The organism is Salinarimonas sp. NSM (genome assembly GCF_052380005.1).
GTDB lineage: Bacteria > Pseudomonadota > Alphaproteobacteria > Rhizobiales > Beijerinckiaceae > Salinarimonas.
On the sequence record NZ_JBQTCJ010000042.1, the window covers coordinates 1 to 25,077 of the forward strand.

The following is a 25,077-nucleotide window of genomic DNA, read 5'->3' on the forward strand; positions in this document are numbered from 1 at the left end:
GCGCGGGACCGGCTCGCCCCCGCCGCCGCGGCCCGGAGGCGGGCCGCCGATCAGGTCCGCGCGCACGGCGCGGGGCGCGCCGAACACCGAGCCCTGCGCGAGCGGCACGTCGAGGTCGATCAGGTCCGGCACGTCCTCCTCGCGCTCGACCGCCTCGGCGACGAGCTTGATGCCGGCCCGTGCCATGACCGCGGAGAGGTCGCTCACCGCGACGTCGAGCCCGAACGTGTCCGGTCGCGCGCGCCCGTCGATGCCGCCGTCGGCGTGGGCGAGGAGCCGCGCCGCCGGCAGCTTGACGAAGCGCACGCCCCGGTCGGCGAGACCGAAGGCGTCGAGGCGCAGGTCGCTCGCCCGGTCGAGCACGAACAGCGCGCCCTTCGCCCTGAGCGCCTCGAGCGCGCCCGCGACATCCGCGTCGAGCGTGCGCCAGGAGCGCTGGGCGATCTCGAAGGCGAGGCGTCCCGCCACGTCGGGATAGGCCTCCAGGATGCGCCCGAGAGCGCGCAGGAAGCCGGGGGCGACGAGCGAGTCGTGGGCGAGATCGAGCGTCACGAAGGCGTCCGAGCCGCGGTTGACCAGGTGGCGCGCGATCGCCGCCGCGCGGGCGGCGACCTTGCCGTCGAGCTCCGCGGTGAGCCCCGCCGCCGCGATCGCCGGCAGGAACTCGCCCGGCAGCACGAGCGCGTCGTCGTCGAGCCGCAGCCGCGCCAGCGCCTCGTAGAACCGCGTCTTGCGCTGGGGCAGCGTGACGATCGGCTGGAGATGGATCTCCATCCGATCCTCGCGCAGCGCCCGCAGGATCGCCTGCGCCCGGGGATCCGGCGCGGCCGCCGGCGGCGCGTCGTCCTCGAACAGTGGCTCCGGAATGGGCCGAGGAGCGGGCTGCGCCGGAGGTTGTGCGAAGGGCTGCGGCACGAACGGCGGGGATTGGGGTGAAGGCGGCGCGGGCTCCCGCCACGCCGCCGGCTCGGGCTCCGGCTCGACGACCGGGGCGAAGCGCGGCCGCGGTGGCGCCGCCTCGTTCCAGGCGGGTGGCGTCGGATGGTCCTGGGGTACGTAATCCTGGGGTGGCGGCTCGTGCGGCGCGGGCGCGCTCTCCCAGGCCCGGTGCGCGTCCTGCGCCTCCGCGATCTCGCCGAGCGTGCGGTCGTGGGCGGCGACGGTGCCGGCGAGGTCGCGCAGGAGGCCGCTGATCAGCGCCATCTCACCGGAGACCTCGGCGACGGCGCCGCGCAGCTCCTCGTCGGCGCCGCTCTCCCCGCTCTTCTCGCTCGCCCGGCGCCGCTCGGCGTCCGCGAGGCGCGATTCGACCCGCAGCAGCCGCCGCGCGAGGAAGTCGAGATCCGAGGAAGCCTTTTCGGCCGCGGCCTGCGCCCGGCGCGCCAGCACGAGCGCCCCGCCGGCGAGCGCGAGGCCGCCGACGCCGAGCGTCAGTGCGGCGGCCACTGCGAGGTTCGCGCCCAGCGCGATGGCGGCGGCGAGCGCGAGCAGCGCCGCGCCCAGCGCGGCGATGCCGGCCGCGAGCGCCGCACCGGGCGCTCGGCGTCGCTCGTTGGCACGTGCCCGTCGCCGTTCCACTCTCGCCTCGTCCCCCGCCCGTGCGCGCACGGTCTCGTCCCGCTCGATCTTCCTATCTCGCCTCGCGCGCCGCCGGCCGCAAGCGGGGGGCGTGCACCGTCCACGAGAAAACCGGAGACGCGGGGCGTATTCGAACGCTTCCGCGCGGCGGCAGCGGGTCCGGTGCGTGGCGTCGAACGGCCGGCGGGGCCCGGGCGTTGACGCGGCGGACCCGATTCGACGAGACGTGGAGGCGAGCATGAACGAGCGACACGAGCTCCTGATGGCCGTCGACGGCATGACCTGCGACGGCTGTGTGAACGCGGTGCGACGCATCGTCCACCGCCTCGATCCGCAGGCGGAGGTCGCGGTCGACCTCGAGCACGGCCGCGCCCGCATCCTGACGCGCGCGCAGGCGCTCGAGGTCGCGGACGCGCTGGACGAGGGCGGCTATCCGGCGCGGGCGATGACGATGTGATCGCAGGAAAAGGCGCGCTCGGGCCGGCTCGCCGGCAGCGGCGAACGGCCCCACCGCCCGTGCTTCGCACGGACTCCTCCCCTCCGGGGAGGAAGCGGGGTCGCGGATGTGGCGAACGTCGATGCAGGCCGCCGACCGCCACCTCCTCGCAGGGGAGGACGGAGGCCGAAGGCCGGAGGGTGGGGAGGGCGGCGGTGCCGCTCGAAGGCTCGGGCGACGCCGGGCGCACCGCATCGATTGCTCTCGAATGAAGACGCGGTAACCTCTCGCCAACCGCCCGGCCACAGGGCGCGCGAGGGAGAACGCCATGCACGGCCTCATGCAGGACTGGCCCCTGCTCATCCACGAGATCATCGACCACGCGGCGATCCAGCACGGCGGGCGCGAGGTCGTCTCGCGCTCCGTCGAGGGGCCGATCGTGCGCACGACCTACGCCGAGATCCGCACGCGGGCGCTCAGGCTCGCCAAGCGCCTCGCCCGCGACGGCATCCGGGCGGGGGATCGGGTGGGGACGCTCGCGTGGAACACGGCGCGCCATCTGGAGACCTGGTACGGCATCACCGGCATCGGCGCGGTGTACCACACGGTCAACCCGCGCCTCTTCGAGGACCAGATCGTCTACATCGCGGGCCACGCCGAGGACCGGCTGCTCTTCCTCGACCTGACCTTCGTGCCGCTGATGGAGCGCCTGCAGGAGCGCCTGCCGGCGATCACGCGCTTCGTCGTCCTCACCGACGCGGCGCACATGCCGCAGACGAGCCTGCGCAACGCCGTCGCCTACGAGGCGTATCTCGCCGAGGCCGACGACGACTTCGCCTGGGCGGCGCTCGACGAGAACGCGGCCGCGGGCCTGTGCTACACGTCGGGCACCACCGGCGAGCCGAAGGGCGTGCTCTACTCCCACCGCTCGAACGTGCTCCACGCCATGACCGCGAACCAGCGCGATGCGCTCGGCCTCTCGTCGCGGGACGTGGCGATGCCGGTCGTGCCGCTCTTCCACGCCAACGGCTGGTCGTTCGGCTTCTCCGCGCCGATGGCGGGCGCGACGCTGGTCATGCCCGGGCCGAAGCTCGACGGCGCCTCGCTCGCCGAGCTGCTGGTCGCGGAGAAGGTGACGGTGAGCGCGGCGGTACCCACCGTCTGGTTCTCGCTCCTCCAGCATCTCGACGCCACCGGCACGACGTCGCCGCATCTCGATCGCGTCGTGATCGGCGGCTCGGCCTGCCCGCGGGCGGTGACGCAGGCGTTCCGGGATCGGTTCGGCGTCGAGGTGATGCACGCCTGGGGCATGACCGAGATGAGCCCGCTCGGCTCGGTCTGCTCGCTCAAGCCGGACTACGGCGACCTCGACCCGGAGGCCTGGCTCGACGTGAAGGAGCGCGCCGGCCATGCCTTCTTCGGCATCGAGATGAAGATCGAGGACGACGGGGGCCGCGCCCTGCCCTGGGACGGGCAGGCCTTCGGGCGGCTGAAGGTCCGCGGGCCGGCGGTGGCCAAAGCCTACTTCCACCGCGACGAGCCGATCCTCGACACGGACGGCTTCTTCGACACGGGCGACGTCGCCACCATCGATCCCTACGGCAACATGCAGGTCGTCGACCGCTCGAAGGACGTGATCAAGTCCGGCGGTGAGTGGATCTCCTCGATCGAGCTCGAGAACCTCGCGGTCGGCCATCCCCATGTCGCGGAAGCCGCCGCCATCGGCGTGCCCGACGAGAAATGGGGCGAGCGCCCGCTCCTCGTGGTGGTGCCCAAGGCCGGCGTCGAGCCGGATGCGGCCGGCATCCTCGCCCATCTCGCGACGCGGCTCGCCAAGTGGCAATTGCCCGACCGCGTCGTCTTCGTGGACGAGATCCCGCACACGGCGACGGGCAAGATCCAGAAGACGGCGCTGCGCCGGAGCTTCGCCGGGGACGGCCGAGGGGGATGATTTACGTGCCCCGCCTGCCATATAGAGGCGGCACCCGCCAACGGAACGACACGACCTCATGCCCGACGCCAACGCCCCCGCCGCCCGCGGCGGGGAGGACGCCAGCCTGATCGGCACCTTCTCGCGCCTGTGGCCGCACCTGTGGCCGCACGGGCGCGTGGACCTGCAGCACCGGATCTTCATCGCATTCGGCCTGCTGCTCCTGGCCAAGGTCGTGACCATGCTCACGCCCTTCACCTTCAAGTGGGCGACGGACGCGCTCGTCGCGGTGACCGGTGCTTCCGAGGCGACGGACATCCCCGCCGGCGAGGCCTGGGCCTGGCTGTTCGCCTCGCCCGTGCTGCTGACCGTGCTCTACGGCCTCTCGCGCATCCTGATGGCGGGGCTGACCCAGCTGCGCGACGGCATCTTCGCCAAGGTGGCGATGCACGCCGTGCGCAAGCTCGCCTCGCAGCTCTTCTCGCACCTGCATTCGCTGTCGCTGCGCTTTCACCTGGAGCGCAAGACCGGCGGCCTGACGCGGGTGCTCGAGCGCGGCCGCTCGGGAATCGAGGACCTCACGCGGCTGATGATCCTCACGCTGATCCCCACCATAGTCGAGCTGGTGCTCGTGCTCGGCATCCTCGCCTGGCAGTTCGACCTCTCCTATTCCGCCGTCGTGCTCGTGATGGTGATCGCCTACCTCGCCTTCACCTACTACGCCACGCAGTGGCGCATCGCGATCCGCCGGCGGATGAACGAGAGCGACACCGACGCCAACACCAAGGCGATCGACGCGCTGCTCAACTTCGAGACGGTGAAGTACTTCGGCGCCGAGAAGCGCGAGATGGAGCGCTACGACCGCTCGATGGAGCGCTACGAGCGCGCCTCGGTGCAGACCTACACCTCGCTCGCGATCCTGAACGCCGGCCAGGCGGCGATCTTCACGATCGGCATGGCGACCGTGATGATCTTCGCGGCGCGCGACATCATGGCCGGTAACGCCACGATCGGCGATTTCGTGCTGGTCAACTCGCTGCTGGTGCAGCTCTTCATCCCGCTCAACTTCATGGGCATGGTCTATCGCGAGATCAAGCAGGCGCTGATCGACATCTCGGACATGTTCGGCATCCTCGACCGCAATCCCGAGATCGAGGACCGCCCCGGCGCGACGCCGCTCGCGGTGCGCGAGGGCACGGTCGCCTTCGAGAACGTACGCTTCTCCTACAACCCGGATCGGCCGATCCTGAAGGGCATCTCCTTCGAGGTTCCGGCGGGCAGGACGATCGCCATCGTCGGGCCGTCCGGGGCGGGCAAGTCGACGATCTCGCGGCTCCTGTTCCGCTTCTACGAGCCCCAGGGCGGGCGCGTCGTGATCGACGGGCAGGACATCGCGGACGTCACCCAGGAGAGCCTGCGGGCGGCGATCGGCATGGTCCCGCAGGACACCGTGCTGTTCAACGACACGATCGGCTACAACATCCGCTACGGGCGCTGGGACGCGACCGAGGAGGAGGTGCGCGAGGCGGCGCGGCTCGCGCAGATCGACCGCTTCATCGCGAGCCTTCCGGAGGGCTACGACACGCCGGTGGGCGAGCGGGGCCTGAAGCTCTCGGGCGGCGAGAAGCAGCGCGTCGCCATCGCGCGCACGATCCTCAAGAGCCCGCCGATCCTGCTCCTCGACGAGGCGACCTCGGCGCTCGACTCGTTCACCGAGAAGGAGATCCAGGACGCGCTCGACCGGGTGAGCCGCGGGCGCACCACGCTCGTGATCGCCCACCGGCTCTCCACCGTGGTGGGCGCCGACGAGATCATCGTGCTCGACCAGGGCGAGATCGTCGAGCGCGGCCGGCATGCGGCGCTGCTCGAGGCGGGCGGCGTCTACGCCGCCATGTGGAACCGCCAGCGCCAGGCGGACGAGGCGCGCGAGCTCCTGAAGAAGGCGGAGGAGGAGCGCGCCGCGTCGCTCAGGATCTCGATCGCGGAGTAGCGGGCGCGGGCGCAGGCGGGGTGTCGTCGGCGGGAGCGTTGCGCCGGCGGCCGTCGGCGCGGCAGCGGTCGGAGCAGTAGCGCACGGCCTCCCAGTCGCGCTCCCACTTCTTCCGCCAGGCGAAGGGCCGGCCGCACGCGGCGCAGGTCTTCGTCGGCAGGTCGGCCTTGCGGCGCATGCGGGGCATGGCGGATCTCGCGTCTCTCACCAAGAATATGACGCGGTGAGCGCGTTCCTCGTCCCCGCATCCACGCGTGCCGCGACGCTGCGCGTGCGGTTCCCGGAAGTCGCTCGGTCGATACGAAAAAACCCCGCGCGGGGCGGGGTTTCTCTCGAGGCCTGAGCAGGCTTGTCATCACCCTCGCCCAGGCCTGCCACCCGAAGGTGGTCTTTCAAGCCCGCTTTCGCGGAGACACGCCATAGATATGTCGTCACCACGCCTGCGTCAAGACGTGCATGCCCGTAGCGTGGAGAACGCACCGTCGTGCCTCGCGGAGTACATCGTCCGGAACCGAAGGTGATTCGTAGCGACGGTGCCCCACCTTGAGGCGATCGAGGCGGTGGCATCCGACCGTCGCCACCATGTCGCCCTTGATCCAGGCTTCAGCGTACTTGCTGTCGGGAAGTATTCCTTGGGGTAGCCGGTAATGGTACGGTCGAACTTCCTCAGGAGCTCGTGAGCTTATCGGCACGACGGTGCAGAGCTTCACGCTGTCACGTCTCTTCGGCGAGACGACCAGAACAGGACGCGTCTTGATCATTTCGGGAGGTCGGAACCCAAGACCGAAATGGCAGACCAAGACCTGCCCGGGTCTCGGCTGGAACTGAAGTCCCCGCGGCTGCTGGTCGCGCGAGACGGACGTGACGAACTCACGAAGCGCACGGGCGTGCGCGGCGTCGGATCTCAAGATCTCGGCAAGCGCCTCGATGACTGTTGCGTCCTCGGTCGAACCAACCTTTACCGTAGCCTGCTGCATAGCCGTGACGACTCCTGCGAGCAGGTATGGTCCATAGGCTGGCCGCGCATGTCCAGAAGATTGTATATCGGGTGAGACACGTCTCATGCAGGACGCGGATCACGTGAATGGAGATCCCGGCCAGCTCGACCCTACCGTCCGAAGTTGCGCGCCGCGTCGAGCGAGACGGGGCTCCAGCGGGTGATCACCAGGAAGCCGTCCCCTGCGGCGACCGTGAGCGTGCGGCGGTACTGGTGGACGAGGCGGCCCGGCTCGTGGTCGTGCGTGGCCGCGATGGCGTGGGCCTGCGCCACGTGGATCGTGCCCTGGCCGATGCGCGCCAGCGTCTCGATCGGCCCGAACGCGCGCACGCGCCGCATCAGGGTCTCGACCGGGAGGCGGAAGTCGAGCGTGCGGTCGGCGTCGCTCGCGCGCGGGAAGTAGCTGCCTCCCGACTGCGGCACGGCGCGGGCGAAGGCGCCGGAGAGATCGGCCGCGAGCGCGCGGGCGATGCGGTTCGTGGCGATCTGGCAGCGTACGAGCAGCGTCTCGTGGGTCTCCTGCGGCGAGAGCGGGAAGGTCTCGCGGGCGAGCACCGGCCCGGTGTCGAAATCGGCGTCGAGCACGTGCGCGCTCATCCCCCAGGTCTCGCGTGCCTCCTGGATGGCCCGGTAGAGCGGATAGGGCCCGCGTCCCTCCGGCAGAGGCGAGGGGTGGAAGTTCAGCGCGTGGCGCACGGTGCCCTCCCAGGTGGGGATGCGCCAGGGATAACCCGCGACGACGAGCGCGTCGCAGCCGATCTCGGCGAGCGTCGCGAGGTCGCGCGGCACGATGCGCGAGAGCGAGATCGGCAGGCGCCGGCGGTGGGCCTCGGCCACGACGCGCACGTTGGTGTCGTGGACGTCGTCGCAGGGGCGCGTGAACAGCGCCACCGGCTCCCACCCTCCGGCGACGAAGCCGTCGAAGGCGTCCGCCAGGAAGTCGATCCCCGCGAAGGCGAAGCGCATCGTCGTTCTCTCCCCCCGTTCGTCGCCGAGCACCGGCTATCGCGCGCGTCGGCGCGCGATGTCGCATCGGCCCTTTCCTCGGCGGCGCACCGCCATAGCTAGCGCATCGCGGCAGCGTTTGCAGCCGCGGCGTAACCGAAGAGCGAGAGCGGGATTGCGATGAGCGCGAGGGTTCTGATCTGGGGCGGCAGCGGCGGCGTGGGGGCGGCGACCGCGCGGGCGCTCGCGCAGGCCGGCTGGCGCGTCCATCTCGCCGCGCGCGACGAGGCGCGGCTCGCCGAGGCGGCGCGCGCGATCGACGCCGCGGGATACACGGTGGCGGACGCGCTCGACCAGGACGGTGTCGCCCGCGCGACCGAGGAGGCGAGCGCGGGCGAGGGGCTCGGCGGGCTCGTCTACGCGGTCGGCTCGATCACCCTGAAGCCGCTGGCCAAGCTGACCGAGGAGGACTTCCTCGCCGACTACCGCTTGAACGCGCTCGGCGCCGCCCGCGCCGTGCAGGCGGCGCTCAAGCCCTTCCGGCAGGCGAACGGGGCGAGCGTGGTGCTGTTCTCGACGGTGGCGGCGAACCAGGGATTCTCGGCGCACGCCTCGGTCGCCATGGCGAAGGGTGCGGTGCAGGGGCTGACGCTCGCGCTCGCCGCCGAGCTCGCGCCCAAGGTGCGGGTCAACTGCATCGCGCCCTCGCTGCTCGACACCGATCTCGCCCGCCCGCTCACGTCCAACGCCACGATGGCGCAGGCGATCGCGGGCATGCACCCGATCCCGCGGCTCGGCACGGGCGAGGACGTGGGCTCGCTCGCCGCCTTCCTGATCTCTCCGCAGGCGAGCTGGATCACCGGCCAGACCATCGGCGTCGACGGCGGGCGCTCGACCCTGCGCGTGAAGGGCTGAGGCATCGGTGGAAATCTCCTCGTGAAGACCCTCCGTCTCCTTCTCGGCGACCAGCTCACCCGGGCGATCTCCTCGCTGACCGACCTCGATGCCGACGCGGACGTGGTGCTGATGGTCGAGGTCGCCGAGGAGGCGACCTACGTCCGCCATCACAAGCAGAAGATCGCCTTTCTCTTCTCCGCCATGCGCCACTTCGCGCGCGAGCTCGTGCAGGAGGGGATCGCGGTCGACTACGTGCGCCTCGACGACCCCGAGAACGCCGGCTCCTTCTCCGGCGAGCTCGCCCGCGCGGTCGCGCGCCACGCGCCCGATCGCGTGGTGGTGACCGAGCCCGGCGAGTGGCGCGTGCTGGAGGCGATGCGCGACTGGCGCGAGGAGCTGGCGGTCCCGGTCGAGATCCGCGAGGACAACCGCTTCCTCGCCACGAAGGCGGAGTTCGCCGCCTGGGCCGGCGAGAAGAAGCAGCTGCGCATGGAGTTCTTCTACCGCGAGATGCGCCGCAAGACGGGGCTGCTGATGGAGGGACGCGACCCCGCCGGCGGGCAGTGGAACTTCGACGCGGAAAATCGAAAGGCGCTTCCCAAGGGCTTGCGCGTCCCGCCGCGACGGCGTTTCGAGCCGGATGCGATCACCCGCGAGGTGCTCGACCTCGTCGCCCGGCGCTTCGGCGACCATTTCGGCGACCTCGAGCCCTTCGGCTGGGCGGTGACGCGGGCGGACGCGCTCGACGCGCTGCGCAGCTTCCTCGGGGAGGCGCTGCCGACCTTCGGCGACTACCAGGACGCGATGAAAACCGGCGAGCCCTTCCTCTTCCACGCGGTGCTCTCGCCCTACCTCAACGCCGGCCTGCTCACCGCGGAGGAGGTCTGCCGCGCGGCCGAGCGGGAGTGGCGCGAGGGGCGCGCGCCGCTCAACGCGGTGGAGGGCTTCGTGCGCCAGATCATCGGCTGGCGGGAATACGTGCGCGGCCTCTACTGGCTGAAGATGCCGGGCTACGCGCAGACGAACGCGCTCGCGGCCGGGCGCCCGCTGCCGGACCTGTACTGGACCGGCGAGACGCAGATGAACTGCCTCGCGCAGTGCGTCGGCGACACGCGCCGCCACGCCTACGCGCACCACATCCAGCGGCTGATGGTGCTCGGCAATTTCGCGCTGCTGGCCGGGCTCGCCCCCGCGGAGGTCGAGGAATGGTACCTCGTCGTCTACGCCGACGCCTACGAATGGGTGGAGCTGCCCAACGTGCACGGGATGATCCTCTACGCCGACGGCGGGATCATGGCTTCTAAGCCCTATGCGGCGTCGGGCGCCTACATCGACCGGATGAGCGACTATTGCCGCGCCTGCATCTATGATCCGAAGGTGAAGGACGGCGCGGGGGCCTGCCCGTTCAACTATCTCTACTGGAACTTCCTCATCGAGAACGAGGCCCGGCTCGCCGGCAACCCGCGCGTGGCCATGCCCTACCGCACGCTGGCGAAGATGAGCGCGGAGCGCCGCGCCGCGATCAGGGCGGACGCGGCCCGTTTCCTCGGCACGCTGACGTCGACCTACGGGACCTGAGCGTGCCGCGCTCGGCTACTCGGCCGCCTGGCGCGGCTCGTAGCCCAGGCGCCGGTTGAGCTCGTGCAGCAGCTTCTCGGCCGCGTCCGCGATGACGGTTCCCGGCGGGAACACGGCGGAGGCGCCCATCTGCAGGAGCGTCGGCACGTCGTCGGGCGGGATGACGCCGCCGACCACGATCATCACGTCTCCGCGGTCGTAGCCTTCCAGCGCCGCCTTCAGCTCGGGGACGAGGGTGAGGTGGCCCGCCGCCAGCGACGAGACGCCGACGATGTGGACGTCGTTCTCGATCGCCTGGCGCGCGGCCTCCTCGGGCGTGGCGAAGAGCGGGCCGATGTCGACGTCGAAGCCGAGATCGGCGAAGGCGGAGGCGATCACCTTCTGGCCACGGTCGTGACCGTCCTGGCCCATCTTCGCGACGAGGATGCGCGGGCGCCGCCCGTCCTCCTCCTCGAAGGCCTCGACCAGCTTGCGCACGCGCTCGACGGCAGGGGACATGGCTCCGACCTCCCGCTTGTAGACGCCCGAGATCGAGCGGATCTCCGCGCGATGGCGCCCCCAGACCTGCTCCAGCGCCGCCGAGATCTCGCCGACCGTGGCCTTGGCCCGGCCGGCCTCGACGGCGAGCGCCAGGAGGTTGCCCTCGCCGGTCTGCGCCGCCTTCGACAGCGCGGCGCAGGCGGCGTCCACGGCCGACTGGTCGCGCTCGGCGCGCAGGCGCGCGAGCTTCTCGAGCTGGAGCTGGCGGACGTTGGCGTTGTCGACCTTGAGCACCTCGACCGGGCGCTCGTCGATCGGCTTGAACATGTTGACGCCGATGACGGCCTGGTTGCCGCTGTCGATACGCGCCTGGGTGCGGGCGGCGGCTTCCTCGATCTTGAGCTTGGGCACGCCGGCCTCGATGGCCTTGGCCATGCCGCCGAGCGCCTCGACCTCCTCGATGTGCGCCATCGCCGCCTTCGCGAGCTCGGCGGTGAGCCGCTCGACGAAATGCGAGCCGCCCCACGGGTCGATGATCCGCGTCGTTCCGCTCTCCTGCTGGAGGAAGAGCTGGGTGTTGCGGGCGATCCGGGCGGAGAAGTCGGTCGGGAGCGCCAGCGCCTCGTCGAGCGCGTTGGTGTGGAGCGACTGGGTGTGGCCCTGCGTTGCCGCCATGGCCTCGATGCACGTGCGGGTGACGTTGTTGAAGACGTCCTGCGCCGTGAGCGACCAGCCGGAGGTCTGCGAATGCGTGCGCAGCGCCAGCGACTTCCGGCTCTTGGGCTCGAACTGCTTCACGAGCCGCGCCCAGAGCAGGCGCGCGGCGCGCAGCTTCGCTACCTCCATGAAGAAGTTCATCCCGATCGCCCAGAAGAAGGACAGGCGCGGCGCGAACTGGTCGATCGTGAGCCCGGCAGCCATTCCCGCGCGGATGTACTCGACCCCGTCGGCCAGCGTGTAGGCGAGCTCGAGGTCCTGCGTCGCCCCGGCCTCCTGCATGTGGTAGCCGGAGATCGAGATGGAGTTGAACTTCGGCATGTTGGCCGAGGTGTAGGAGAAGATGTCCGAGATGATCCGCATGCTCGCCAGAGGCGGGTAGATGTAGGTGTTGCGGACCATGAACTCCTTGAGGATGTCGTTCTGGATCGTGCCGGCGAGCTTGTCGGCCGATACGCCCTGCTCCTCGGCGGCGACGATGTAGAGCGCCATCACCGGCAGCACCGCGCCGTTCATCGTCATCGACACGCTCATCTGGTCGAGCGGGATGCCGGAGAACAGGGTGCGCATGTCGTAGATGGAATCGATCGCGACGCCCGCCATGCCGACGTCCCCCGCAACGCGCGGATGGTCGGAATCGTAGCCGCGGTGGGTGGCGAGGTCGAAGGCCACCGACAGGCCCTTCTGGCCCGCCGCGAGGTTGCGGCGGTAGAAGGCGTTCGAATCCTCCGCCGTCGAGAAGCCCGCATATTGGCGGATGGTCCACGGCTGGGTGACGTACATCGTCGGGTAGGGGCCGCGCAGATAGGGCGCGATGCCCGGCATCCCGCCGACGAAGCCGAGGCCGGCGCGGTCCGGCGGGCCGTAGGCGCCCTTGACGGGGATGCCCTCGGGCGTCTCCCACGGCGCGCCCGCTTGGGCGCCGGCCGCGGCCTCGCCGCGCGCGGCGCGGGCGAAGGGGACGCCGGTGAAGTCGGGCAGGGTGCTCCCGGAAACGGCGCTCATGAGCAGGCCTCCTGATCGCGAGGATGGCGGCGGACGGCGGAGAGATCAACCACGGGCGGCCTCCTCGGCGCGGGCGAGCGCGTCCTCGAGCAGGCCGAGCAGGTCGACGCCCATGTAGACGAAGGCGTCTACCCCCGCCTCGCGCCACGCGGCCTCGTGCGCGCCGGGGCGGCCGGCGAGGTAGAGCCGGGTGCAGCCCGCCGCCTTCATCGCCTGCGCCGCGGCGGCGGCCTCGGTCTCGTAGAGTGCGTCCGACGAGCACAGGCAGGCGATGGCGGCACCGGACGCGGCGAAGGCCTCCGCCATGGCGGCGTGATCGGGGAAGCCGTCGTTCGAGAGCGCGGCGATGCCGCCCGCCTCGAAGGCGCCGCGGGCGAAGCCGGCACGGGCGTTGAAGGCCGAGAGAGGGCCGATATTGGCCAGGAACACCGCCGGGCGCCTGCCGTGGGAGGCGAAGAGAGCGTCCGAGCGGTCGCGCAGGCGCTCGTAGGGCTCGGCGTCGCGACGGCGGGGCAGGGGGCCCAGCGTGACGGGCGCCACGCCCGCCGGCGCGGCCATGAGGCGCGCCAGGCGCGCGCCCTCGGCGGCGGCGGCGACGAGGTCGCCGAAGGCGGCGACGGGCGTCGCGGTGGCGTCGGCGTCCGACGGTGGCGGGGCGTGGGGCGCGTCGTCGGCTACCATCGACACGGCAACCGGCTTCTCGTCGAGGAAGGGGAATTCGGAGACGCCGGTGATCGCGTCCTTGCGCCTGGCGATCGCCGCGTCGCGTGCGGCGCGGGTGGCGCGAATGCGGTCCTGGAGCGCGCCCGCGCGCAGGCTCTCGACGATGCCGCCCTCGGCCTCGATCTCCTGGAAGAGCGCCCACGCTCTCTCGCAGAGCGCGTCGGTCAGGCCCTCCAGCGCGCCCGAGCCGGCGGCGGGGTCGGCCACGCGCCAGAGATTGGATTCGTGCAGGAGTACGAGTTGCGTATTGCGCGCGACGCGCCGGGCGAAGGCGTCCGGCAGGCCGAGCGCGGCGGTGAACGGCGTCACGACGAGGGAATCCGCACCGCCGACGCCCGCCGAGAACGTCGCGACCGTGGCGCGCAGCATGTTCACCCACGGGTCGCGCCGGGTGGTCATGCGCCAGGCGGTCTCGGCGTGGAGCCGGATGGGCTTGGGCACGAGGCCGGACGCCTCCTCCACCCGCGCCCAGAGCGCACGCAGCGCCCGGAACTTGGCGATGCCGAGGAGCTCGTCGGCGTCCGCCACGAGCAGGAAGGAGAGCGCGTCGCGCGCGGCATCCGGCGTATGCCCGCCCGCCTCCAGCGCACGGAGGTAGGCGACGCCGGACGCGAGCACGAAGGCGAGTTCCTGCGCCTCGCTCGCGCCGGCTTCGTGGACCGGGCGCGCATCGGCGAGGAAGGTGCGGCCCGTGAATCCGCGCGCGGTGAGATCGGCGAGCGTCTGTGCGGAGCGCTCGGCGACGATCTCCCAGGGCGCCGACATCCGCCCCGCCGCGGCGGCGGCGCCGATTGGGTCCAGCGCGAGGTCGATCGCGAGGTCGGCGAGCAGGTGGCCGCGGCGCTCGGCGAGGGCGATCAGCATCCCCGCCGCCTGCCGTCCCGCCCCGCCGGCGTCGAGCCGGACGTGGACGAGGTCGAGCATCACGCCGGCCAGCGCGGCGTCGAGATCGTCCACCGTCTGCGCTGCGAGCCCGAAGCCGCGCGCGGCGGGCGCCTGCGGGAAGACCAGCGTCAGCGCGTCCGCGCCGCCCTCGAGGTCCTCCAGCGCCTGTGCGTTCGCGGTCTCGCGGCGCGGGTCGTCGACGCGCTGGGCGACGCGCCAGGGGCCGTGGGCTGCGCGGCCGGGGCGGGCGGGGACATCCGCCTTGTCGTAGAGCGGCTGGATGGCGAGGCCGTCGTAGCTCCTGGAGACGAGCCGCTTCTCGAAGTCGGCACCCTTCAGCACGCCCTCGACCAGCGCGAGCCAGTCCGCGCGCGAGGGCGTCGGGAAATCGGCCGAGAGGGCGTCGTCGTCGATCATGGCGTTCGCTCCGCGGGACGTCGCACCCGGTCTACCGCCAAAGAAGGGGCCGACGGAAGCGCCACTTTGGTCCGGTCGCGCACGGAGCCGGGCGCCGCGGGCGCCGCGTCTTGCGATCGTCACGCGCCCGTGCGAAGCGGCGAGGGCAGCCCATGACCGGAGCCTCGCCCGTGACCATCCTCGTCTTCGACGTCGGCAACGTCCTCATCCGCTGGGACCCGCGCTTTCTCTACGAGAAGATGTTCGACGACGCCGAACGGATGGAGTGGTTCCTCGCCAACGTCTGCACCGGCGACTGGAACCTCGAAATGGACCGCGGCGCGGTCTACGCCGAGCACGTCGCGGCGCTGTGCGCCAGGCATCCCGAGTGGGAGGCGGAGATCCGCGCCTTCGACACGCGCTGGCAGGAGATGGTGCCCGGCGACATCGCGCCCAACACGGCGCTGCTGGAGCGGCTCCTCGCCAGGGGCGAGCCGATCTACGCCATCACCAACTTCTCGCGTGAGAAGTGGGCGGAGGCGGTGGAGCGCTTCCCCGTCCTCACCCGCTTCGAGGGCGTCGTCGTCTCCGCCCACGAGCGGCTGATCAAGCCCGACCCGGCGATCTACCGCACGCTGCTCGATCGATACGGCCTCGAGGCGGGTCGGTGCCTGTTCATCGACGATTCCGAGAAGAACGTCGCGGGCGCGCGGGCGGTCGGCATGCGCGCGCTGCACTGCCCCCTCGGCTTCGACCTCGCCGCGGGACTGCGGGCCGAGGGCGTGGAGATCTGACGCGAGACGCCGCCGCGGGGCTACCGCGGCCTGCGATCGGATGCCATACAGGGCGGCGAGGCTCCCGAGCGAGAGGAGGCGCGCATGATCCTGGTCTGCGGCGAGGCGCTGATCGATCTCTTCGTCGGCGACGACGACGGCACGGCGCTCGCGGCGCGCGCCGTGCCCGGCGGCTCGCCCTTCAACGTGGCGATCGCGCTGGCCCGGCTCGGGCGCGCGGCGGGTTTCTGCGGCGGGCTCTCGACCGACCGCTTCGGCGAGGTGCTGGCCTCCCGGCTCGCCCGCGACGGGGTCGACCTCTCGCTCGCCCCGCGGCTGCCCGCGCCGACGACGATCGGGGTCGTCGCGCCGCGCCCGAACGGGGACGTCTCATACGCATTCCACGGCCATGGCGCGGCGGACCGGAGTATCACGGGGGCGGACCTGCCCGCGGCGCTGCCCGAGCGCGTGCGCGCTCTCGCTTTCGGCTCCTTCTCGCTCGCCGTCGATCCCGCCGGCGCCGCCTACCTCGCGCTCGCGCGCCGTGAGGCCGGGCGGCGCGCGATCTCGCTCGACCCGAACTTGCGGGCGACGGTGACGCCCGACCTCGCCGCCTGGCGGGCGCGGCTCGCGGACTTCCTCGCGGTCGCCGACATCGTCAAGGCGAGCGCCGAGGACCTCGCGGACGGGTTCGGGATCGACCCCGCGGACGTGGCGGCGCTCGCCGCCTGGGCGGAGAGACGGCTCGCCGGCGGCGCGCGGCTCGTCGTGGCGACGCTGGGGGCGGACGGCGCACGGGCCTTCCTGCGCACCGCGCAGGGCACGGTGATGCGCGCGGTGGCCGGACGTCGGGTGAGCGTGGCCGACACGGTGGGGGCGGGCGACACGCTGCACGCGGGCCTGCTCGCGCGCCTCGATGCGCGCGGGCTGCTCGACCGGGCGGGCCTCGAGACGCTCTCGCCCGACGATGTCGCCGATGCGCTCGATTTCGCGGTGCGCGCCGCCTCGATCACCTGCGAGCGCCCGGGCGCGAACCCGCCCACGCTCGCGCAGGTCGAGGCGCGCGGCGCCTGACAGGCCGCAGAGGGGAGATCACGCCGTGCACGACCACGATCACGACGACCACCACCACGACGGCGGCCACGGCCACAGCCACCTCGCGCCCATCGAGGCGCGGGTGAAGGCGCTCGAATCGATCCTCGTCGAGAAGGGCTACGTCGAGCCCGCCGCGATCGACGCGCTGATCGACACCTACGAGACCAAGGTCGGCCCCCGCAATGGCGCGCGGGTCGTCGCCCGCGCCTGGACCGATCCCGCGTTCCGCGATGCGCTGGCGGCGGACGCGACGGCGGCGATTGCCGCGATGGGCTTCGTCGGGCGCCAGGGCGAGCACATGGTGGCCCTGTTCAATACGCCGGACGAGCATCACCTCGTCGTCTGCACCCTGTGCTCCTGCTATCCCTGGCCGGTGCTCGGCCTGCCGCCGACCTGGTACAAGTCGGCGCCCTACCGCTCGCGCGCGGTGATGGATCCGCGCGGCGTACTCGCCGAGTTCGGGGTGACGCTCCCCGAGACGACCGCGATCCGGGTGTGGGATTCCACCGCCGAGGTGCGCTACCTCGTCGTGCCGATGCGCCCGGAGGGAACCGACGGCCTCGACGCGGAGCGCCTCGCCGACCTCGTCACCCGCGATTCGATGATCGGCACAGGGCTCGCGCGGGCGCCCGGTGCGGCGAGCGGGGAGGGCGCGCGATGAACGGGGCGCAGGATCTCGGCGGCATGCACGGCTTCGGGCCGGTGGTGCGGGAGCCGGACGAGCCGCTGTTCCACGCGCCCTGGGAGCGCCGCGCCTTCGGCATCACGCTCGCCATGGGCGCGACCGGCTCGTGGACGCTCGACGCCTCCCGCCACGCCCGCGAGAGCCTGCCGCCGGCGGAGTACCTCGCGGCGTCGTACTACGAGATCTGGACGAAGGGGCTCGAGCGGCTCGTCGTCGCCGCGGGTCTCGTGGGAGCGGACGAGCTCGCCGCCGGACGGTCGCTGCGGCCCGGCGCGCGGCTCGCGCGGGTGCTCTCGGCGGAGGCCGTGCCGGCGGCGCTGGCGCGCGGCGGGCCGACGGACCGCGAGGCGCCTGCCCCGCCGCGGTTCGCACCGGGGGATCGCGTGCGCACGCGGGTGATCAACCCCGCCGGCCACACCCGCCTGCCGCGCTATGCCCGCGGCAAGATCGGCGAGATCGTGCTCCATCACGGCGCCCACGTCTTCCCGGATACGAATGCGCACGGGCGGGGCGAGGCGCCGCAGCACCTCTACACGGTACGATTCGCGGGGACGGAGCTGTGGGGCGAGGGGGCGGACCCGACGCTGTCCGTGTCGATCGACGCCTGGGAGAGCTACCTCGATGAGGAATGAGGACGCGTCGGCGTTCCCGCCGCCGGAGGCGCCGACTTTCGAGAGTCCCTGGCAGGCGAGCGCCTTCGCGCTCGCGGTGGCGCTGAACGCACGCGGGGTCTTCGCCTGGAGCGAGTGGGCGCAGGCGCTCTCGTCGGCGCTGGCGCGCACCCCGGGCGCGGAGCACGGCGGCGAGGGCTACTGGACCGCCTGGGTCGCGGCGCTGGAGCGGCTCTGTGCCGAGAAGGGCCTCGCCGGCACGGACGTGGTGGCGGATCGCGCGGCCGCCTGGGAGCGGGCGGCGGAGGCGACGCCGCACGGGGTCGCGATCACGCTCGCGAACGACCCGCTGAGAGGGGCCGGCGGCGGGCTCGGCTGAACCCGCCGCCCCCGTCTCACGCGGCGCGGATGCCCGCCGTGAAGGTCTCGACCTGGCGCGTGACGTCCGAGGCCGAGCCGGTGAGGCGGCGGGCGGCCTGGAGGACCTGGTCGGCGGCGGTGCCGGTCTGGGCGGCGGACTGACGGAACTCGCCGACGAAGTCGTTCACCGCCTCCGTCCCGTTCGCCGCGTCGGAGACGTTGGATGCGATCTCCTGCGTGGCGGATTGCTGCTCCTCGGCCGCCGAGGCGATCGTGCCGGAGATCTCGTGCATGCGCTGGATCGTGGCACCGATCGATTCGATCGCCTGGACGGCGCTGCCCGACGCCGTCTGGATACGGCCGACCTGGGCGGCGATCTCGTCCGTCGCCTTGGCGGTCTGGTCGGCGAGCGTCTTGACCTCGGCGGCGACGACCGCGAAGCCCTTGCCGGCCTCGCCGGCGCGGGCCGCTTCGATGGTGGCGTTGAGCGCGAGCAGGTTCGTCTGCGAGGCGATCTCGCTGATCAGCGCGACGACCTCGCCGATGCGCTGGGCGTTGGCGGAGAGGTCGCGCATCGTCACGTCGGTGCTGCGGGCGTCCTCCACCGCCTGCGAGGCGATCTGCGTCGCCTGCGCCACCTGGACGCTGATCTCGCGTGCGGAGGCGGCGAGCTCCTCGGCGGCGACGGCAACGGTGCGCATCGCCGAGCTCGTCTGCTGCGCGGTCACGGCGCCCGATTCGGAGCGCGTGCGGCCCTGGTCGGCGCTCGTGCGCATGGCTTCCGCCGTCGCCTCCATCTCGGTCGCCGAGGCGCCGAGCGCCTGGACGAGCGTCTCGATGCGGCTCTCGAAGCCCTCGATCAGCTCGGCGACCCGCGCCGTGCGCTGCTCGCGGGCGGCGGTCTCGGCGGCGCGCTCGCGGGTCAGCTCCTCGCGCTCGACCGCGTTGCGCTTGAAGATCGCGACCGCGCGGGCCATGCCGCCGATCTCGTCGACGCGGCTCGCGAACGGCACCTCGGTGGAGAGGTCGCCGTCTGCCAGCGCGCGCATGGCGCCCGAGATGGCGCGGATCGGCTGGGTGAGCTGGCGGCGCGACAGGTAGGCGGCGAAGCCCACGCCGACGAGGATGCCGAGCCCGCCGATCGCGACGATCGTGAGGAGGCTGCGGCCGAACAGCGCATCGAGCATGCCGACGAAGCGCTCGAGGTTCGTCGACTGCACCGCTGCGGTCGAGTCCATGATCTCGTTGAGCGCGTCCTGAGCCGCGCGGTTCTCGGCGTTGTCGCCGAAGGTGCGCGCCGCCTCTGTGCCCTGCGTGCGCGCGAGCCGCACGATCTCGCGGCGCACGTCGGCGAAGGCGTCCACGTCCTCGCGGAAGCCCAGGAACAGGTTCATCCGGTCCGCCGACACCAGGGGCTGCCAGGCGTCGAGCATGGCGTCCATGCGATCGAGGTCCGCGAGCAGGCGTTGGCCGTAGAGCTCGACGTCGGCGGGCGTCTCGGCCATGTAGAGGCCGCGGGTGTCGGCGACCGCGCCGTTGATGAGCGCGTTCGCGCGCTCGCTGAGGATCGCACGCTCCGCCGCGTTCTGGGCGAGCGCCACCTGATCGCGATAGGTCGTCATGATCATCGCGCTCGCCGCGGTGACCGCGACGACGACCACCGCGAAGAGACCGACGAGGCTGTAGATCTTCGTCGCGATGCTCCATCGATCGATGAGCTTGCCCATTTCCATACCCTCGCTCGTGGTTCGCCCCGGGGCGCGGGGAGGCGCCGCCGGGGCGGGTGCAATTCACGAGCGATAGGATCGATGTGCTTGTGTTAAGGTGTCGTTATTTACGAAGCGGCAGACACAACCGTAAAGTATTTCGAGGTGTTCTCGAGCGACGCGGATGCGCGTGGCGGAGCCCCGTCAGAGCGTCTCCGCAACGGCCCGGCCGCAGTCCTGCGTGCCCGCGTTGCCGCCGAGATCGCGGGTGCGCAGCGTCCGCTCGCCGAGCGTGCGCTCGATGGCGGCGACGATCTCGGCGGCCGCCTCCCGCTCGCCGAGGTGATCGAGCATCATCGCGCCCGACCAGATCTGCCCGATCGGGTTGGCGATGCCCTGGCCGGCGATGTCCGGCGCGGAGCCGTGGACGGGCTCGAACAGGGAGGGGTGGTCGCCCTCCGGGTTGATGTTGCCGGACGGCGCGATGCCGATCGTGCCCGTGCAGGCGGGGCCGAGGTCGGAGAGGATGTCGCCGAACAGGTTGGAGGCGACGACGACGTCGAACCAGTCCGGATGCAGCACGAAATGCGCGGTGAGGATGTCGATGTGGAACTTGTCCACCGTGATCCCGGGATACGCCTTCGCCATCTCGGCGACGCGCTCGTCCCAGTAGGGCATGGTGATCGAGATGCCGTTCGACTTGGTCGCCGAGGTGAGCTTCCTGCGCGGGCGGCGCTGGGCGAGCTCGAAGGCGTATCTCAGCACCCGGTCGACGCCGACCCGCGTCATCACGGTCTCCTGGATGACGACCTCCCGGTCCGTGCCGGCGAACATGCGCCCTCCGACCGAGGAGTACTCGCCCTCGGTGTTCTCGCGCACGACGAGGAAGTCGATGTCGCCGGGCTCCCGCCCCGCGAGCGGCGAGGGGACGCCGGGCATGAGCTTGACCGGGCGAAGGTTGACGTACTGGTCGAACTCGCGCCGGAACAGCAGCAGCGAGCCCCACAGGGAGACGTGGTCGGGAACCGTGTCCGGCCAGCCCACCGCGCCGAAGAAGATCGCGTCGTGGCCGCCGATCCGCTCCTTCCAGTCCTCCGGCATCATGCGCCCGTGCCTGGCGTAGTAGTCGCAGGAGGCGAAGTCGAACCAGTCCTGCTCGAGGACGAAGCCGTGGCGCTTGGCGGCCTCCTCCAGCACCCGCACGCCCTCGGGCACCACCTCCTTGCCGATCCCGTCACCGGGGATCACCGCGATCCTGTACGTGCGCGCCATGGCGTCCTCCCGTTCGTTGCCGCGGCATCATAAGGCCGCAGCCGACGGGCGGAAGCGCCGCGGGCGTGAGCGCGGGCCAATCGGGCCTGGGAGCGGAGGGAGAGACGGGGGGAGATGGTACAGCTGGGCGGGCTCGAACCGCCGACCTTCGGAGCCACAATCCGACGCTCTAACCAACTGAGCTACAGCTGCATGGCGGGCCGCCGCGGGGACGCCGCGGGCCGGACCCGGCATATGGCCCAAAACGCCGGGGCGCGCAAGCCCCCGCCCAAGTCCGTCGCCGGGAGGCCGCCGCGCCGACGTTCACCCGCGCTCGGCCCGCGCATGCGCGATCGGCGCGAGCGTGCGGGCGAGCTCGTCGGCATGGAAGGGCTTGGCGAGGCGCGGCCAGTCTCCCGCGGCCTCGCCGAAGCCGGTGAGCAGGACGACGGGCAGGTCCGGCCGGCGCTCTCGCAGGGTCTGCGCCAGGGCCACGCCCGTCATGCCGGGCATCGCGAGGTCGCTGAGCACGACGTCGAACCCGTCGTCCGTCTCGATCCGCGCCAGCGCCTCGGCGGCGGAGGCCACGGCCACGACCCGGTGCCCGGCCTCGGCCAGGAGGTCGCGGGTGCCGGCCAGCACGAGGGGATCGTCGTCGACGAGCAGGATCGAGAGCGGCTGCAGCGGCCCCTCGATCGCCTCCGGCGCGGAAGCCGGCACGATGTCCGCCGCGTCCGCGGCCGGCAGCAGGATCACCGCCTCGGTGCCGACGCCGGGCTCGCTCGCGAGCCGCAGCGTGCCGCCGGACTGGGCCGCGAGGCCGTGGACCATGGACAGGCCGAGCCCCGTGCCTTTGCCGATCTCCTTCGTGGTGAAGAAGGGCTCGGTGGCGCGCGCGAGCGTCTGCGCATCCATGCCGCAGCCGCCGTCGCGCACCGTGATCCGGACGTAGCGCCCCGGCGTGAGGCCGGCGGGGTCGTCCTCGGCGACCGTGGTCTCGCTCGCTGAGACGACGAGCCGCCCGCCCTCGGGCATCGCGTCGCGGGCGTTCACGGCGAGGTTGAGGAGTGCGAGCTCGAGCTGGTTGGCGTCGACCCGAACCGGCGGGAGGGCGTCCGGAAAGCGCGTCTCGACGTCGATCATCGGGCCGAGCGACCGGCGCAGCAGGTCCATCATGCCCGAGACGAGACCGGCGATGTCGAGGGTCGTCGGCGCGAGCGCCTGGCGCCGCGCGAAGGCGAGGAGGCGATGCGTCAGCGCCGCGCCGCGCTCCGTTGCGGTCAACGCGTTCTCCAGGTAGCGCCGCGCCTTGGCGTCGTCCTCGGGCACGCGCTTGGCGAGGAGCTCGAGGCTCGACAGCGTCGCCGCGAGCAGGTTGTTGAAGTCGTGGGCGACGCCGCCGGTGAGCTGTCCGACCGCCTCCATCTTCTGGACCTGGCGCAGCGTTTCCTCCGCCTTCTCGCGCTCGGCGATCTCGCGCCGGAGCGCGGCCAGCGCCGCGTCGCGCTCGGCAATGCGCGCCTCGAGGCTCGCGTTGGCCGCTGCGAGCTGCTTGGGCGAGGGCAGCGCGAGCGCGGCGGGCAGGAGCGGCCAGAGGATCGCGGCGGTGGCGAGCGAGACGAGGGCCGTGAACCCCTTGAGCACGGCCTGGACGCCGTAGTCCGGGTTCCACAGCGTCCAGATCGAGAAGAAGTGCGTCGCCCCGCACGCGAGGATGAACAGCGCGAAGCACCAGAACACCCAGCCGAAGGTAACGTCGCGCCGCTTGACGACGAAGGCGCCCAGCGCGAGCGGGATCGAGAAGTAGGCCGCGCCGATCAGCGCGTCGGAGACGACGTGCGCATAGATCAGCTCGGGGCGCCAAGTCAGGCACATGCCGTGGGGCGCGAGGCTCTCGGGGGCGAAGAGCTGGCGCAGGATCTCGAGCATCGGTCTCTCCGGACGCGCGGGCGCGAGGGCGCGGCGCGGCCGGAGCTTAGTTCAGATCACTTGGGCGATCTCGTGAATTGTGCGCGATCGCGTCAGAGGGGGAACATGTTCTGCGGGCTGACCCCGCCGTTGCGGATCATCTCGCGCACGCGCTCCCTGGCCTCGCCGAGGGTGGTGGCGTCGGGGAGCGGGTACTGGGCGCCGTTGGGTCCGTGCGCCGAGTAGTCGCCCGTGCGCGAATCCCAGCGGATCTCGAGCTGGCCGATGCCCTCGACGCCGGCGTAGCCCTGGCCGATCCGCGTCGCCTGATCGGTCGGGATGTTCGCCACCGGCGGGCCGGCGAGCGGAAACATGTTCTGCGGGCTGACCCCGCCGTTGCGGATCATCTCGCGCACGCGCGCCCTCGCCTCGTCCGCGGTGTCGACGCCGGGCAGCGGATATTGCGCGTCGTTCGGCCCGTGCGCCGAGTAGTCGCCGGTGCGCGAATCCCAGCGGATCTCGAGCTGGCCGACACCCGGCACGCCGGCCCAGCCCTGGCCGATGCGGGTCGGCTGGTCGTCGGGGATGGTCGCGATCGGCGTGCCGTCGTAGCCGGCGAGCGGGAAGACGTTCTCCGGCGAGAAGCCGCCGCCGCGGATGAGGGCGCGGGCCTGCTCGCGCGCGTCCTCGAGCGAGCCCGCGTTCGGCAGCGGATGCTGTGCGCCGTTGCGGCCGTGCACCGAGTAGCGCTCGGCGGCGGGGTCGTAGCGCAGCTCCGCCTGGCCGATGCCCGGCACGCCGACCCAGCCGTAGGAGATCCGCTCCCCGCCGGCGCGCGCGCCGTCGAGGGCGGCGAGCTCGTCGATCCGCAGGGTCTGGAGCCCGCGCGGGCGCAGGCCGTCGACCGTATTGTCGAAAGGGTACAGCTCGGCGGCGAGGCGGTTCGCCTCGTCGGTGCGCCCGAGCATCGCATTGACGAGGACGAGCGCGGCCTTGCGTCCCTCGGGCGGCAGGTCGCCGAACACGGCCTGCGGGTTCTCGAGCGCCTGCAGCATCAGGTCGTACTGCTGCGCGGGATCGCTGACGCCGCGCTCGAAGGCGCGCTCGATCACCCGCCTCCAATCCGAGCCCTCCTGCGTCAGGTTGGTGTGGCGGGGGTCGAAGTCGCGCAGCACCGAGTTGTTCAGGCTCTGGGGCATGAACCCGCCGCTGAGCGCACGGCTCTCGATCTCGTCGCCGAACAGGGCGGCGAGCTGGTCCATCGGGATCTCGTTGCCGTTGATGATCAGGGCGCTCGGGGCGCCGTTCTCGATCACCATCTGGATCGGCACCTCGGAATAGCCGACACCGCCCCAGACGTTGGCGCCGGTCACCTGCGAGGCGCCCTCGATCACGAGGGCGGCGCCGGGGAACTTCGTCGCGAGCAGCCGCGCCGCGCCGTCGTTGAGCGCGTAGGCGGCGCCGAAGTTGACGTTCACGATGTGCCGCCCGCGGTCCTGGATCGCGTTGCCGATCGTCAGCGCGTCCTGCCGCGAGTTGGCGAAGAGCAGAATGTCGCCCGAGGGTGAGGGAATGACGGCGGTCCAGCCCACGCCGGCCTGATCGGTGAAGCTGCCGTCGGCCGCCTGGCCGGCGGTGCCGACGTAGGACAGGCCCTGGCGGATCGGCCCCCAGGGCGTGGGAATCGGGGGCAGCGGCTGGACCGGACGCGCGCCGAAATAGCTCCAGTTGCCGTTCTCGAGGCCGTAGAGGGCGAAGTTGCCCGCCGGCGCCAGCCAGCCCGGCACGCCGCCGGGCATGCGCGGCGTCGTCGCCCCGAACACCAGCGCATCCGGCGTCAGCGCCTCGCGCGCGGCGTCGATCACGTCGATCGGCGCAGTCTGTGCGACGACGAGCGGGCCGCCGGTGCGGGTCGTGCCGGTCGTCGCGCTGGTACCGGTGCCGGCCCCGTTGGTGCCGGGCTGCGGCAGCAGGAAGAGGATGTCGGCCGGGCCGGGCCGACCGGTCCCGGTCGCGCCGGTGTCGAGGCGGGTGTCGAACGTGGTCATGATCAACCTCCTTCGGCAGGCCGCGAGCGAGCGCACCCGCGCGCTTGGGAGGCGCGCAGCGGCCGTCGCTGAGCCGTCTTCGT

The 25,077-nt window shown here is 72.1% G+C and carries 20 protein-coding genes and 1 tRNA gene; 10 read left to right on the plus strand and 11 right to left on the minus strand.

Translation table 11 applies throughout. The features are described 5' to 3' along the window. A partial coding sequence (locus ACTZWW_RS15120; RefSeq protein ID WP_444781799.1) for an EAL domain-containing protein occupies nt 1-1,578 on the minus strand: 1,578 nt, incomplete at its 3' end. A gap of 238 nt (nt 1,579-1,816) precedes the next feature. On the opposite strand from ACTZWW_RS15120, the gene ACTZWW_RS15125 reads away from it, so the two are divergent. From ACTZWW_RS15125 to ACTZWW_RS15135, 3 genes are all read left to right on the plus strand, one after another. Further along, complete coding sequence (locus tag ACTZWW_RS15125; RefSeq protein WP_444781800.1) at nt 1,817-2,035, plus strand: heavy-metal-associated domain-containing protein; 219 nt, start codon at nt 1,817-1,819, stop codon at nt 2,033-2,035. Between the two features lie 307 nt (nt 2,036-2,342). Then, entirely contained in the window at nt 2,343-3,965 is a 1,623-nt protein-coding gene (locus ACTZWW_RS15130) for a long-chain-fatty-acid--CoA ligase (protein WP_444781801.1), read from the plus strand. 58 nt (nt 3,966-4,023) lie between these two features. Further along, the gene (locus ACTZWW_RS15135; RefSeq protein ID WP_444781802.1) at nt 4,024-5,934 is read left to right on the plus strand and encodes an ABCB family ABC transporter ATP-binding protein/permease; all 1,911 of its coding nucleotides are present in this window, start codon (nt 4,024-4,026) and stop codon (nt 5,932-5,934) included. Here ACTZWW_RS15135 and ACTZWW_RS15140 read toward each other — a convergent pair. The 3 genes from ACTZWW_RS15140 to ACTZWW_RS15150 all read right to left on the minus strand — a co-directional run bounded on the left by ACTZWW_RS15140 (nt 5,912) and on the right by ACTZWW_RS15150 (nt 7,897). Next, on the minus strand, nt 5,912-6,121 hold the full coding sequence (locus ACTZWW_RS15140; RefSeq protein ID WP_444781803.1) for a DUF2256 domain-containing protein: 210 nt from the start codon (nt 6,119-6,121) through the stop codon (nt 5,912-5,914). The genes ACTZWW_RS15135 and ACTZWW_RS15140 overlap by 23 nt on opposite strands. A gap of 244 nt (nt 6,122-6,365) precedes the next feature. Continuing rightward, entirely contained in the window at nt 6,366-6,998 is a 633-nt protein-coding gene (locus ACTZWW_RS15145; RefSeq protein ID WP_444781804.1) for a type II toxin-antitoxin system PemK/MazF family toxin, read from the minus strand. Nucleotides 6,999-7,042: 44 nt separating this feature from the next. Then, a complete protein-coding gene (locus ACTZWW_RS15150) occupies nt 7,043-7,897 on the minus strand; it encodes a methionyl-tRNA formyltransferase (RefSeq protein WP_444781805.1) in 855 nt (284 codons plus the stop codon). Between the two features lie 159 nt (nt 7,898-8,056). Between ACTZWW_RS15150 and ACTZWW_RS15155 the strand changes: the two genes are divergently transcribed. Next, the gene (locus ACTZWW_RS15155) at nt 8,057-8,791 is read left to right on the plus strand and encodes an SDR family NAD(P)-dependent oxidoreductase (RefSeq protein WP_444781806.1); all 735 of its coding nucleotides are present in this window, start codon (nt 8,057-8,059) and stop codon (nt 8,789-8,791) included. 21 nt (nt 8,792-8,812) lie between these two features. Continuing rightward, the gene (locus tag ACTZWW_RS15160; RefSeq protein WP_444781807.1) at nt 8,813-10,351 is read left to right on the plus strand and encodes a cryptochrome/photolyase family protein; all 1,539 of its coding nucleotides are present in this window, start codon (nt 8,813-8,815) and stop codon (nt 10,349-10,351) included. Between the two features lie 15 nt (nt 10,352-10,366). On the opposite strand, the gene scpA is transcribed toward ACTZWW_RS15160, so the two are convergent. Together scpA and ACTZWW_RS15170 are read right to left on the minus strand one after the other, a co-directional pair. Beyond that, complete coding sequence (scpA, locus tag ACTZWW_RS15165) at nt 10,367-12,553, minus strand: methylmalonyl-CoA mutase (RefSeq protein WP_444781808.1); 2,187 nt, start codon at nt 12,551-12,553, stop codon at nt 10,367-10,369. 45 nt (nt 12,554-12,598) lie between these two features. Continuing rightward, nucleotides 12,599-14,575 carry a methylmalonyl-CoA mutase family protein gene (locus tag ACTZWW_RS15170; RefSeq protein ID WP_444781836.1) on the minus strand — a complete coding sequence of 659 codons (1,977 nt, stop codon included), beginning with the start codon at nt 14,573-14,575 and terminating at the stop codon, nt 12,599-12,601. A gap of 155 nt (nt 14,576-14,730) precedes the next feature. Between ACTZWW_RS15170 and ACTZWW_RS15175 the strand changes: the two genes are divergently transcribed. From ACTZWW_RS15175 to ACTZWW_RS15195, 5 genes are all read left to right on the plus strand, one after another. Beyond that, on the plus strand, nt 14,731-15,351 hold the full coding sequence (locus ACTZWW_RS15175) for an HAD family hydrolase (protein WP_444781809.1): 621 nt from the start codon (nt 14,731-14,733) through the stop codon (nt 15,349-15,351). A gap of 84 nt (nt 15,352-15,435) precedes the next feature. Further along, complete coding sequence (locus ACTZWW_RS15180; protein ID WP_444781810.1) at nt 15,436-16,404, plus strand: carbohydrate kinase family protein; 969 nt, start codon at nt 15,436-15,438, stop codon at nt 16,402-16,404. A 25-nt stretch (nt 16,405-16,429) separates the two neighbouring features. Next, nucleotides 16,430-17,086 carry a nitrile hydratase subunit alpha gene (nthA, locus tag ACTZWW_RS15185; protein WP_444781811.1) on the plus strand — a complete coding sequence of 219 codons (657 nt, stop codon included), beginning with the start codon at nt 16,430-16,432 and terminating at the stop codon, nt 17,084-17,086. Beyond that, entirely contained in the window at nt 17,083-17,742 is a 660-nt protein-coding gene (nthB, locus tag ACTZWW_RS15190) for a nitrile hydratase subunit beta (RefSeq protein WP_444781812.1), read from the plus strand. Before nthA ends, nthB begins: the two co-directional genes overlap by 4 nt. Continuing rightward, on the plus strand, nt 17,732-18,100 hold the full coding sequence (locus ACTZWW_RS15195) for a nitrile hydratase accessory protein (protein ID WP_444781813.1): 369 nt from the start codon (nt 17,732-17,734) through the stop codon (nt 18,098-18,100). Before nthB ends, ACTZWW_RS15195 begins: the two co-directional genes overlap by 11 nt. Before the next feature lie 16 nt (nt 18,101-18,116). On the opposite strand, the gene ACTZWW_RS15200 is transcribed toward ACTZWW_RS15195, so the two are convergent. The 5 genes from ACTZWW_RS15200 to ACTZWW_RS15220 form a co-directional block, all read right to left on the minus strand. Next, nucleotides 18,117-19,808 carry a methyl-accepting chemotaxis protein gene (locus ACTZWW_RS15200; RefSeq protein ID WP_444781814.1) on the minus strand — a complete coding sequence of 564 codons (1,692 nt, stop codon included), beginning with the start codon at nt 19,806-19,808 and terminating at the stop codon, nt 18,117-18,119. Nucleotides 19,809-19,991: 183 nt separating this feature from the next. Beyond that, a complete protein-coding gene (locus ACTZWW_RS15205; RefSeq protein WP_444781815.1) occupies nt 19,992-21,059 on the minus strand; it encodes a tartrate dehydrogenase in 1,068 nt (355 codons plus the stop codon). 115 nt (nt 21,060-21,174) lie between these two features. Beyond that, nucleotides 21,175-21,251, minus strand: a tRNA-His gene (locus ACTZWW_RS15210). A 111-nt stretch (nt 21,252-21,362) separates the two neighbouring features. Then, on the minus strand, nt 21,363-22,967 hold the full coding sequence (locus ACTZWW_RS15215) for a response regulator (RefSeq protein WP_444781816.1): 1,605 nt from the start codon (nt 22,965-22,967) through the stop codon (nt 21,363-21,365). Nucleotides 22,968-23,059: 92 nt separating this feature from the next. After that, complete coding sequence (locus tag ACTZWW_RS15220; RefSeq protein ID WP_444781817.1) at nt 23,060-24,994, minus strand: hypothetical protein; 1,935 nt, start codon at nt 24,992-24,994, stop codon at nt 23,060-23,062. Nucleotides 24,995-25,077 lie beyond the last annotated feature (83 nt).